The organism is Bradyrhizobium sp. CCGB12 (assembly GCF_024199845.1).
In the GTDB taxonomy this organism is placed as follows: domain Bacteria; phylum Pseudomonadota; class Alphaproteobacteria; order Rhizobiales; family Xanthobacteraceae; genus Bradyrhizobium.
The window spans coordinates 4,943,594-4,954,953 of record NZ_JANADO010000001.1 but is presented as its reverse complement, the minus strand read 5'-3'; the positions used below and the strand labels follow the sequence as shown (position 1 = coordinate 4,954,953).

Here is an 11,360-nt window from a genome sequence, read left to right as displayed (position 1 = left end):
TGATGGCCCTTATTTCGGAACATATCGAAGTCGACACCCGGGATCGTATCCTCGAGGTGGCCGAGCGGCTGTTCCGCGTGATCGGCTACCAGAAGACCACGGTCGGGGACATCGCCAAGGAGCTCAGGATGAGCCCCGCCAACGTGTATCGCTTCTTCGAATCGAAGAAAGCGATCCATCAGGCGGTGGCGCGGGGCCTGATGGGCGAGGTGGAGCTCGAGGCGCAGCGGATCGTGGCCCGGCCCGGCCCGGTACTCCCACGCTTCCGCGAGCTCCTCACCACCATCCACCGCATGAATACCGAACGCTATGTCGGCGATAACAAGCTGCATGAGATGGTCGCGATCGCGATGGAGGAGGACTGGGACGTCTGCGTCGCCCATATGGAGTGCATTGCGGGCGTGATCGGCCAAATGATCGCGCAAGGGGTGGCCTCGGGCGAGTTCGAGGCGCCCGACCTGCAACTGGCCTCGCTGTGCGCCTGCACCGCGATGATACGCTTCTTCCATCCCCAGATGATCGCCCAGTGCGCCACCAAGCCGGGCCCGACCATCGACCAGATGATCGATTTCGTCATCGCGGGTCTGTCTCCGCGCCACTGACGGGCGGGGAGTTTCCTCCTATAATTAGGCCTTGTCGCCCCGCATTGATCGGCTGGTGGCGGCGCAGGACGGATCAACAAAACTCCGTCATTGCGAGCGCAGCGAAGCAATCCAGACCGTCTCCGCGAGGGATTCTGGATTGCTTCGCTGCGCTCGCAATGACGATCAGGGAAAACCAGCGTGACCGACAAAGACCTGTATTTCTACGAGCCCTCCAAGGGCCACGGCCTCAAGCACGATCCCTTCAACGCCATCATCGCGCCGCGGCCGATCGGCTGGATCTCCTCGCGCGATGCGAGGGGCCACGTCAACCTCGCGCCCTACAGCTTCTTCAACGCGTTCTGTTACGTGCCGCCGATCATCGGCTTCTCCTCCACCAACTGGAAGGACACGGTCGAGAACATCCAGCAGACCGGCGAGTTCGTCTGGAATCTCGCCACGATGGATCTGGCAAAGCACATGAACGCAACCGCGGCGCATGTCGCCCCCGAGGTCGACGAGTTCGAGGTCGCGGGCCTCACCGCCGCGCCCGGCAAGCTCGTCAACGTGCCGCGCGTGGCTGAGAGCCCGGTCGCCTTCGAGTGCAAGGTGTCCGATATCGTCCGCCTCAAGGGCGCCGACGGCAAGGAGGCCGACGCCTGGCTGACGCTGGGCGAGGTGGTCGCCGTCCATATCGACAAGGCCATGATCAAGGACGGCGTCTATCAGACCGCCGCCGCCCGCCCCATCGTCCGCGCCGGCCGCCGCGGCGACTATTTCGAGATCAAGCCGGAAAACATGTTCGAGATGGTGCGGCCGGATTAGGCCAACGCCTCTCTCTCCACACGTCATTCCGGGGCGCGCCGTCAGGCGCGAGCTATGATGCGCAATTGCGCATCTGAGAATCCATACTCCCGATCGTGGTTATGGATTCCGGGCTCGACGCTTGCGCCTCGCCCCGATGACGGCGCGGCATCCAGCCCTTTCTCCTCCCGGAACTGCCCGCATGCCCCGGCCGTTATGGTCCCCGGGGCGGTCGCCCGGTCGCGTCAATTCGCTTCGTTTTTGCTCGCGAAGTGTTCACCTCCGCCAGCCACTTTCCGCTAAAATACCCGACACCCGCGCCGATGCATGAGGTCAGCCATGAGCTTCCGCCGCGACAGAATTACAAAGCCGATCTTCTCCTGGGCGCGCGGCGTGCTGCCGGCGATGTCCGGCACCGAGCGCGAGGCGCTGGAGGCCGGTGACGTCTGGTGGGATGCCGATCTCTTCACCGGCAATCCTGATTGGTCGAAGCTGCTGAAGGTGCCGCAGGCGAGGCTGACCGACGAGGAGCAGGCCTTCCTCAGCGGCCCCGTCGACGAGCTCTGTGCCATGCTCGACGAGTGGAAGATCTTTTGGGAATGGCGCGACCTGCCGCCGGACGTCTGGCACTTCGTCAAGCGCGAGAAGTTCTTCGGCATGATCATTCCGAAGGAGTTTGGCGGCCTCGGCTTCTCGCCCTATGCGCATTCGGAAGTCGTGCGCAAGATCTCGACCCGTTCGATCGCGGCGGCGGTCACGGTGATGGTGCCGAACTCGCTCGGACCTGGCGAGCTCCTGATGCGCTTCGGCACGGAAGAGCAGCAGGCGCGCTGGCTGCCGCGGCTTGCCGACGGCCGCGACGTTCCCTGCTTCGGCCTCACCAGCCTCGAGGCCGGCTCCGACGCCGCCTCGATGGTCGACACCGGCATCATCTGCAGGGGCGAGTTCGAGGGCCGCGAGGTCGTGGGCCTCAGGCTCAACTGGCACAAGCGTTACATCACGCTCGGCCCCGTCGCGACGCTGCTCGGTCTCGCCTTCAAGGCCTATGATCCGGACCATCTCGTCGGCAGCGCGGAAGAGCTCGGCATCACCGTGGCGCTGATCCCGACCAATCTACCCGGCGTCGAGATCGGGCATCGCCACTTGCCATCGATGCAGGTGTTCCAGAACGGCCCGAACCGGGGCCGCGATGTCTTCATCCCGCTCGATTATGTCATCGGCGGCAAGGAGCGGCTGGGGCAGGGCTGGAAGATGCTGATGACGGCGCTCGCTGCGGGCCGCGGCATCTCGCTGCCGTCGCTCTCTGCCGCAGGCGCCGCCTATGCCGCGCGCACCACCGGCGCCTATGCCCGCATCCGCGAGCAGTTCGGCATCTCCATCTCCAAGTTTGAAGGCGTCGAGGAGCCGCTCGCGCGCATCGTCGCGACCGCCTATCAGTTAGATGCGGCGCGGCGGCTGACCTGTGCGGCGCTGAATGCCGGCGTCCATCCCGCCGTCATCTCCGGCATCATGAAGCTGCACGCGACCGAGCGGATGCGCGTTGCGATCGACGACGCCATGGACATCCATGGCGGCAAGGCCGTGATCGACGGTCCGCAAAACTATCTCGGCAATCTCCACCGCGCCGTGCCGGTCGGCATCACCGTCGAAGGCGCCAACATCCTCACGCGCAATCTCATCGTGTTCGGGCAGGGCGCGATCCGTGCCCATCCCTATCTGCTCGACGAGATGAACGCGCTCGCGGACACCGATCGCGAGCGCGGGCTCACCGCGTTCGACAAGGCATTCTGGAAGCACGTCGGCCATAGTTTCGAGACGCTGCTCCGTGCGTTCGGCCGGAGCTGGACGTTTGGCGCCTTCGCGCTGGCGCCTGATGCGGGCGATGCCACGCCGTTCTATCGCCAGCTCTCGCGCTACTCCGCGGCGTTTGCGCTCTGCGCCGACATGGCGCTGCTCACGCTCGGCGGTGCGCTCAAGCGCAAGGAGATGCTGTCGGCGCGCTTTGGCGACATCCTGTCCGAGCTCTATCTGCTCTCGGCTGCACTGAAGCGCTGGCAGGATGAGGGCCGGCAAAAGGAGGATTTTGCCGCGCTGGAATGGTGCATGGCGACGGGCTTCAAGACCATCGAGAACCGGCTTGCCGAAATCCTCGCCAATCTGCCCAATCGCTTTGTCGCGGTCTTCCTCAAGCTCGTGGTTCAGCCGTTCGGCGCCCGTGTGCTCGGCCCCTCCGACCGCGTCGTGCACCAATGCGCAAGCCTGGTGCTGGAGCCGTCCGCGGCGCGCGAGCGCCTCACACCTGACCTGGCCCATGTCGATGACGACGGCGGCTTCGCCCGCCTGGAGCGTGCGTTCAAGCTGGTTGCAGCCACCGACGCCATCGCCAAGCGCATGCGCGCGGCGCATGTCCGCGACTGGGAGGACGCGGTCACCAAGGGCGTGATCACGCAGGCCGAGGGCGAGCAACTTGCGGCGGCACACGAAGCTGTCACAAAAGTCATCGAGGTCGACGATTTCGCGCCGGACGCGCTGTCGCCGATTTACAAGAAAGCCGGCGACGTGCATCAGTTCTTCCAGGAACTCGGTGAGCAGAGGGCGGCGAGCTGATGGCACGACCGGTTTTCATCGTCGACGGCAGCAGGACGCCGTTCCTGAAGGCACGTTCGGGGCCGGGGCCGTTCACGCCGGTCGATCTCGCCGTGCAATGCGGCCGGCCGCTGCTGGCGCGCCAACCATTTTCGCCTGATGACTTCGACCAGGTCATTCTCGGCTGCGTCAACGTCATCGCCGACGAGATGAATCCGGCCCGCGTCGCCGCGCTTCGGCTCGGCATGGGCGAGGACATGGTCGCCTTCACCGTGCAGATCAATTGCGGCTCCGGCATGCAGTCGATCGACACCGCCTATCGCTACATCCGCGAAGGCCATGCCGACATGATCCTCGCCGGCGGCACCGAGGCGCTGAGCCACGCGCCGCTGGTCTGGCCCAATTCGGGTGTGCGCTGGTTCGCCGGCCTCGCCACCGCCAAGGGCGTGGCCGCGAAACTCGCCGCTGCCTTCAAACTGCGCCCACGCGATCTCAAGCCGATCATCGGTCTGGAACGCGGACTGACCGATCCCGTCACCGACCTGAACATGGGCCAGACCGCCGAGGTCGTCGGCCATCTCTTCGGCATTACGCGCGCGCAGTCGGATGCCTATGCCGCCGAGAGCCATCGTCGGCTCGCGCATGCGCAAGGTGCAGGGTTTCTCAAGGGCGAGGTCGAGACCGCGTTCACCCGCGACGGCAAATTTTTCGACCACGACGACGGCGTGCGTCCGGATTCGACAGCGGAGACGCTGGCAAAACTGAGGCCGGTGTTCGAGCGTCCCTGGGGCCAGGTGACCGCCGGCAATTCCTCGCAGATCACCGACGGTGCCTCCTGGGTGATCCTGGCCTCCGACGCCGCGGTCGCAAAGCATAAGCTGACCCCGAAGGCGGCCATCGTCGACAGCCACTGGGCCGCGCTCGATCCTGGCATCATGGGCCTCGGTCCCGTGATGTCGGCAACGCCGCTGCTCCAGCGCAACGACCTCACCATCCAGGACGTCGAGACCTGGGAGCTGAATGAGGCCTTTGCGACGCAAGTGCTCGGCTGCCTTGCAGCCTGGAACGACGACAAGTTCTGCCGCGGGATCCTCGGTCTCGACGGCGCGGCCGGTGAGATCGACCGTGAGAGGCTGAACGTCGACGGCGGCGCCATTTCGCTCGGCCATCCCGTCGGCACCTCCGGCAACCGCATCGTGCTGCATCTCGTCAATGCGATGAAGCGGCTTGGCACGCGGCGCGGCGTCGCCACCGAATGCATCGGCGGCGGGCTCGGTGGCGCCATGCTGATCGAGGCGGTGTGACCATGGATTCCAGGATCATGACCGCACTCGCTGATCGCGTGCTCACGCTCGGGCCCCCGCCCGTGCCCGACAGTCCCTACAAGCACTTCAAGCTGACGCGCGATGCCGATGGCGTCGCCTGGCTCTTGTTCGATCGCGCCGATTCCAGTGCCAACACGCTCTCTTCGGACGTGATGGAGGAGTTCGACGCCGTGCTCGCGGCGATCGAGACTGAGCGCCCGGCTGGGCTCGTGATCCGCTCGGCAAAGCCGTCCGGCTTTATTGCCGGCGCCGACGTCAACGAATTCCGTGGTGCCAGCGACCCTGAAATGGTGGAGACGCGGATCCGCGCCGCGCATGCTGTGGTCGATCATCTGGAAGCGCTAAAACTGCCGACGGTTGCCGTCATCCACGGCTTCTGCCTCGGCGGCGGGCTCGAGGTTGCGCTGGCCTGCCAGTCGCGCATCGCCATCGAGGGCGCGCGCTTCGGCTTCCCGGAGGTGATGCTTGGCCTGCATCCCGGCCTCGGCGGCACCGCGCGCTTCACCGCGCTGGTCAATCCGACCCAGTCGATGGCGCTGATGCTGACCGGCCGCACCATCGATGCACGCCGTGCCAAGTCGCTCGGGCTCGTCGACACCGTGACGCAGGAACGCCATGTTCGTAACGCGGTGAAGGATGCGCTGTTCGGGCGCCTGAAGCGGGCGCGGCCGGGCTTTCTCACTCGCGCTGCCAATTTCGGCCTCGTGCGCGGGCTACTCGCAAAACGCATGCGCGCGGAGGCGGCGAAGGCCGCATCGCGCGAGCATTATCCAGCGCCTTACGCGCTGATCGATCTCTGGGAGACACATGGCGGCAGCAAGGCTGCGATGCTGAAGGCCGAGCAGGCCTCGTTCGCCAAACTGATGGTGACGCCGACCGCGCAGAACCTGATCCGCGTCTTCTTCCTGCGTGAGCAGATGAAGAAGGCGGCCGGCGAGGGCAATGCCGTCAAGCATGTCCACGTCGTCGGCGCCGGCGCCATGGGCGGCGACATTGCCGCGTGGTGCGCGGGGCAGGGACTGCGCGTTTCGCTCGCAGACATGAAGGCCGAGCCGATCGCGGGCGCGGTGAAGCGTGCTGCCGATCTCTACGGCAAGATCATCCGCAAGCCGACCGATGTGCGTGACGCGCTCGATCGTCTCATCCCTGACATGGACGGGGAGGGCGTGCGCAACGCCGATCTCATCATCGAGGCCGTGCCGGAGAAGCTGGAGCTGAAGCAGAAGGTCTACGTCGGGCTCGAGCCGCGGATGAAGCCGGGCGCGATTCTCGCGACCAACACGTCGAGCATTCCGCTCCAGGATTTGCGAACGACGCTGGCGCGGCCGGAGCGTCTGGTCGGCCTGCACTTCTTCAATCCCGTATCGCGGCTGCAACTGGTCGAGGTCGTCAACCATGACGGCAACGACCCGCAGGTGCTGAAGGATGCGCTCGCCTTCGTCGGCGCGATTGACCGCCTGCCGCTCGCCGTGAAGAGCTCGCCCGGCTTCCTCGTCAACCGCGCGCTGACGCCGTACATGCTGGAAGCGATGGTGATGCTGGACGAGAAGAGCGAAAAGCGGCTGATCGACGCTGCGGCCGAGCAGTTCGGCATGCCGATGGGACCGATCGAGCTTGCAGATCAGGTCGGGCTCGACATCTGCCTCGACGTCGGCGACATGCTGCGCACCAAGTTCGGCGATCTCTTGCCGCCGACGCCGGCCTGGCTGCGTGAGAAGGTCGCCAAGGGCGAGCTCGGCCGCAAGACCGGCAAGGGCTTTTACGTCTGGAAGGACGGCAAGGCGGAGAAGGCGCCGCTCGCGGAAACCGGTCCGCGCGTCACCGACCAGATGATCGATCGCCTTGTGCTTCCGATGTCCAACGTCTGCGTCGCGGCGCTTCGCGAGGGCATCGTCGACGATGCCGACGCGGTCGACGGCGCCATGATTTTTGGCACCGGTTATGCACCGTTCCGCGGTGGTCCGCTGAACTATGCGCGTACGCGCGGCGTGGAGAATGTCGTATCCACCTTGCGCGCGCTGGCCGAACGATTCGGCGAGCGCTACGCGCCCGATGCGGGCTGGGACAGTTTCAAGTGAGAGCGCCATGAGCGAACACGCCACGACCGGGCCGAGCGGCGATCTCTGCATCCGCACGCTGGCGATGCCGGCCGACACCAATGCCAACGGCGACATCTTCGGCGGCTGGCTGCTCAGCCAGATGGACGTCGGCGGCGGTGTGTTCGCCTCGAAAATCGCGAAGTCGCGCACGGTGACGGTCGCGATCGAAGCAATGAACTTTCGCAAAGCGGTCTATGTCGGCGATCTCGTTTCGGTCTATGCCAATCTCGTCCGGGTCGGACGCACCTCGCTCACCGTGAATCTGGAAGCCTGGGCGCTGCGGCGCAGCGAGGAGCATCCGTTCCTCGTCACCGACGGTAACTTCACCTACGTCTCGATCGACGAGCACGGCCGCCCGCAGGTGGTTCGCGCAACCGACGCGACGATCGCGACGTAATCGCGCGCGACGCTCTGTCTCATTTCACGAAGACGTGCAGCGCCGCCAAACGCGGCGCGAGTGAGTCATCGCGTCGGACTTCGCCAAGAACCAGACAAGAACCAGTCATAAAACGGATGAGGTCCCAGCGTACTTAATTGCGTGTCGATTCGGGGTGGAAACGGCCTCAAATGCTCAGGAACCTTTGGGCACGCATGCCGTTATTTGCCCGCACTGAGGAATCCACGGACCATGCCGGACAGCTACATCATCGAAGTCAATTCGCAGACCGCAGGTATCGTCGTTCGTTCTTCCGGAGGCTACTGCTTCTTCGCTTCATCCCACCGCTTCAACCGCCTCGAGGGCCAGCTCTTCCGCAACGCCCGCGAAGCCGAGCGCGCCGCGCGCAAGCTGATTAACGGCGATGTGAAGGAGGCGGCGTAAGCGCCTTCCGCTAGCGAATTCTGACGCGCGAAGCGTGGTCGGAATTTTTTGCAGCCCTTGATGTTGCTGCCTTCTTCCTTCTCCCCTTGTGGGCGAAGGTGGCGCGAAGCGCCGGATGAGGGGGTCTACTTCCGCGCGCCCAAATGGAAATGAGTTCGGGGAGACATACACCCGTCTCGCCGCTGCGCGGCGAGCCACCCTCTCCCACAAGGGGAGAGGGTAAGAACACCATCACAATTTCGTCGCCGCCCGCGACAGCAGCTTCCACTCGTCGCCCTGCTTCTGCCAGTTCATCAGGATGTGAAGGTTGGTCGACACTTTTTTCCCATCGGCCGCCATCTCCTGTTCGCCCAGCCAGTGGAAGCGCACGATCGCGGCGGGGCCGACGACCTTGATGGTCGGGTCCTTGTATTCGATTGAGAGGAATTTCGACTTGCCATCGGTGGCATTGGCGACGAAGGTCGCCTTGTCCTCGACCTTGCCGCTGGAATGGCTGTAGCTGAGATCATCCCAGCACAGCGCACCGAGCGCCTTCGGGTCGGCCGCGATCTGGGCGAGACGGAACGCCTCGACCTTCTTCGCCACGGCCTCTTCGTCTGCCGAGGCAGCGAGCGCCGGTGCCGTGAGAGCGAGCGCGGAGACGGCGAGAGTCGAGAGAGCCAGATCGCGTCGATTGATCGTCATCGTTTCCTCCTTTTTGATCTTGCGACGAGTGTTGCAGCCGCGCGCGACTTTGTCGAGGGTCGCAATGTCGTCATGTGGATGCGTCATTGCGCGTTCGAGGCCGTATTGATACGTCTTTCGTATTGATGCGCCGCGGATTTGGGAAAGTAGAGAAATGATCGAGGCTATCGGCAGGGCACTGCTGTTCGACATCGACGGTACGCTCGCCAACACCGACTCGCTGCACCTCAAGGCCTTCAACCAGGTGCTGGGACCGCGTGGCCATGTGTTCGATCACGCACGCTTCTCGAAAGAGCTGCAAGGCTTCGCCAATGTGTCGATCGGCGAGCGCTTTCTGCCCGACGAAACGCTGGAGCGCCGCGCCGCGATCCTCGACGAGAAGGAAGCGGTCTTCCGCACGCTCGTTGCCGGGCAGATCGAGCCGCTGCCGGGGCTGCTAGCACTGCTCGACCGCGCGGATGCGGCCGGCGTTCCCATGGTCGCCGTGACCAACGCGCCGCGTCTCAACGCGGAGCTGTTGCTGTCGGGCCTCGGCATCACCGAGCGGTTCAAGGCCATCGTCATCGGTGACGAGCTGCCGCACGGCAAGCCGCATCCGCTGCCCTATCAGGAAGGGCTGCGCTTCGTCGGCGGCAGCGCTGCAGCCTCGGTCGCGTTCGAGGATTCACGTTCCGGCGTCCAGTCGGCCGCCGCCGCCGGCATTCCGACGATCGGAATCCGGACGAGCCTCAGCCATGCCGATCTTGTCGGTGCCGGCGCCGTTGCCTCTGCAAGCGCCTTCGACGATCCGGACCTGCTCGTGCGCCTCGCCGCCGCCATGGCATGGTGAGCCGCCCCATCCGTTAACCGTGATCGTCTCCCGCATTGACCGAACGCGCGAACCGCCGCACCATGCATCGCTCTGATTTGAGGTTTTCGCCGTGACCGGACTGACCCATCGCCAAGCCGAAATCCTCAACATCGCGCGCGCCTCCGGCCGCGTCATGGTCGAGGAACTCGCGCGCCGCTTCGAGGTCTCGGCGCAGACCATCCGGAAAGATCTCAACGATCTCTGCGAGCGGAGATCGCTGACGCGCATCCATGGCGGCGCCATCATCGCCTCCGGTGTGGAAAACCTCGCCTATGAAGCGCGGCGCTTCGTCGCCGCCGACGAGAAGAAGGCCATTGGCGCTGCGGCGGCCTCACTGATCCCGAACGGCTGCTCGCTGTTCATCAACATCGGCACCACGACGGAAGAGGTCGCGAGCGCGCTGACCTCGCACGAGGATCTGCTCGTCATCACCAACAATCTCAACGTCGCCATGCTGCTCTACCGCCATCCCCGCATCGAGGTGGTGGTTGCCGGCGGCACGGTGCGGCGTGCCGACGGCGCGGTGGTCGGCTCGACCGCGACGCAGCTGATTGGCCAGTTCAAGGTCGACTACGCCATCATCGGCGCCTCCGCGATCGACGAAGAGGGCGCCTTGCTCGACTTCGACTACCGCGAGGTGCAGGTGGCGCAGGCCATCATCGCCAATGCCCGCAGCGTCATGCTGGTCGCCGATTCCACAAAACTCCGCCGCAGCGCGCCGGTGCGCATCGCCCACATCACCCAGATCCAGACCTTCGTCACCGACCAGGAGCTGCCAGAGCGGCTCGCCACCATCTGCCACAGCAAGGGCATCGAGGTGGTGGAGGCGATGCCGAAGGGGGCGGACATCGATGATGCCCAAGCCGAAGCGCAGGACGCTGCGCCTGAAGCGACGCCGGTGGTGCGGCTGAGATAGCGGCTTAGGTGTCGTCCCACGGGTTGAGCAGCGGGACGCCTGTCGGCTCGAAGTCTGCCACGTTCCGCGTGATGATCGTCAAGCCGTGAACAAGTGCGGTTGCCGCAATGAGCGCGTCGCGTTCGGCCCGCGGGTTGGGGACGTGAAGTTGCGCACAACGCTGCGCCACGGCTGTATCGATGGCCAGGATTCGACCCTCAAAGCGAGTCAGAATCTGGTTGTCGATCCAACTGCGAAGAACGGCACCTTGCGCCGGGTCTTTGCGCTCGATCAGGCGCGCGCCAAGTTCAATTTCGAGTATCGAGATCGCGGATAGGAAGAAGTTTGCCGCGGGACTTGCATTGGCCCAGGCGACGACGTTGCGATGGGCCTTATCACGCCGCCTCAGTTCGGAAAGAACATTGGTGTCCAGCAGAAACATCAGTCGAGATCGGCAGGCTTGAAAATCCCACCGGCAACGCGCGGCGGATCGAAATCAAAGTCCGTGTCCGCCTGCGCCAAAGCTTCGGCCAGGCTCATATGCCCGCCGGTCAGACGCAAATAATCTTCAATCGTCAGCAGGACATGGGCCGGACGGCCGCGGTCCGTAATAAAGACGGGTCCCCGCGATGCCGCTTTTTTTGCGCCGCTGGTGTCGTGGTTGAATTCTCGGCTGGTGAGAGTGGTCACCATCATCTGCACCTCTCATTCGGTCG

Annotated in this window: 12 protein-coding genes; 9 read left to right on the top strand and 3 right to left on the bottom strand. The window is 64.7% G+C overall.

All coding sequences use genetic code 11. The features are described from left to right. Positions 1 to 2: 2 nt before the first annotated feature. From NLM27_RS23145 to NLM27_RS23115, 7 genes are all read left to right on the top strand, one after another. Positions 3 to 602 (top strand): TetR/AcrR family transcriptional regulator, encoded by a 600-nt coding sequence (locus NLM27_RS23145; protein WP_254145518.1) that lies wholly within the window; start codon positions 3 to 5, stop codon positions 600 to 602. Between the two features lie 180 nt (positions 603 to 782). Continuing rightward, on the top strand, positions 783 to 1,406 hold the full coding sequence (locus tag NLM27_RS23140) for a flavin reductase family protein (RefSeq protein WP_254145517.1): 624 nt from the start codon (positions 783 to 785) through the stop codon (positions 1,404 to 1,406). A 318-nt stretch (positions 1,407 to 1,724) separates the two neighbouring features. Next, a complete protein-coding gene (locus NLM27_RS23135; protein WP_254145516.1) occupies positions 1,725 to 3,992 on the top strand; it encodes an acyl-CoA dehydrogenase in 2,268 nt (755 codons plus the stop codon). Beyond that, positions 3,992 to 5,275 carry an acetyl-CoA C-acetyltransferase gene (locus NLM27_RS23130; protein WP_254145515.1) on the top strand — a complete coding sequence of 428 codons (1,284 nt, stop codon included), beginning with the start codon at positions 3,992 to 3,994 and terminating at the stop codon, positions 5,273 to 5,275. The genes NLM27_RS23135 and NLM27_RS23130 overlap by 1 nt, the downstream gene beginning before the upstream one ends. A gap of 2 nt (positions 5,276 to 5,277) precedes the next feature. Further along, on the top strand, positions 5,278 to 7,374 hold the full coding sequence (locus NLM27_RS23125) for a 3-hydroxyacyl-CoA dehydrogenase NAD-binding domain-containing protein (RefSeq protein ID WP_254145514.1): 2,097 nt from the start codon (positions 5,278 to 5,280) through the stop codon (positions 7,372 to 7,374). Between the two features lie 7 nt (positions 7,375 to 7,381). Beyond that, positions 7,382 to 7,792 carry an acyl-CoA thioesterase gene (locus NLM27_RS23120; protein ID WP_254145513.1) on the top strand — a complete coding sequence of 137 codons (411 nt, stop codon included), beginning with the start codon at positions 7,382 to 7,384 and terminating at the stop codon, positions 7,790 to 7,792. Between the two features lie 231 nt (positions 7,793 to 8,023). After that, positions 8,024 to 8,215 (top strand): hypothetical protein, encoded by a 192-nt coding sequence (locus NLM27_RS23115; protein WP_212287866.1) that lies wholly within the window; start codon positions 8,024 to 8,026, stop codon positions 8,213 to 8,215. Positions 8,216 to 8,446: 231 nt separating this feature from the next. On the opposite strand, the gene NLM27_RS23110 is transcribed toward NLM27_RS23115, so the two are convergent. Continuing rightward, complete coding sequence (locus NLM27_RS23110) at positions 8,447 to 8,899, bottom strand: nuclear transport factor 2 family protein (RefSeq protein WP_254145512.1); 453 nt, start codon at positions 8,897 to 8,899, stop codon at positions 8,447 to 8,449. Between the two features lie 154 nt (positions 8,900 to 9,053). Here NLM27_RS23110 and NLM27_RS23105 point away from each other — a divergent pair, with 154 nt between their 5' ends. Both NLM27_RS23105 and NLM27_RS23100 read left to right on the top strand, forming a co-directional pair. Next, positions 9,054 to 9,728 (top strand): HAD family phosphatase, encoded by a 675-nt coding sequence (locus NLM27_RS23105; RefSeq protein WP_254145511.1) that lies wholly within the window; start codon positions 9,054 to 9,056, stop codon positions 9,726 to 9,728. Positions 9,729 to 9,819: 91 nt separating this feature from the next. Then, positions 9,820 to 10,665: a DeoR/GlpR family DNA-binding transcription regulator gene (locus NLM27_RS23100; protein ID WP_254145510.1), complete on the top strand. Its 846-nt coding sequence runs from the start codon at positions 9,820 to 9,822 to the stop codon at positions 10,663 to 10,665. A 4-nt stretch (positions 10,666 to 10,669) separates the two neighbouring features. Here NLM27_RS23100 and NLM27_RS23095 read toward each other — a convergent pair whose 3' ends face one another. Then, complete coding sequence (locus tag NLM27_RS23095) at positions 10,670 to 11,086, bottom strand: type II toxin-antitoxin system VapC family toxin (RefSeq protein WP_254145509.1); 417 nt, start codon at positions 11,084 to 11,086, stop codon at positions 10,670 to 10,672. Then, positions 11,086 to 11,340, bottom strand: a complete 255-nt coding sequence (locus tag NLM27_RS23090; RefSeq protein WP_254145508.1) for a type II toxin-antitoxin system prevent-host-death family antitoxin — start codon at positions 11,338 to 11,340, stop codon at positions 11,086 to 11,088. The genes NLM27_RS23095 and NLM27_RS23090 overlap by 1 nt, the downstream gene beginning before the upstream one ends. Between the last annotated feature and the right edge of the window lie 20 nt (positions 11,341 to 11,360).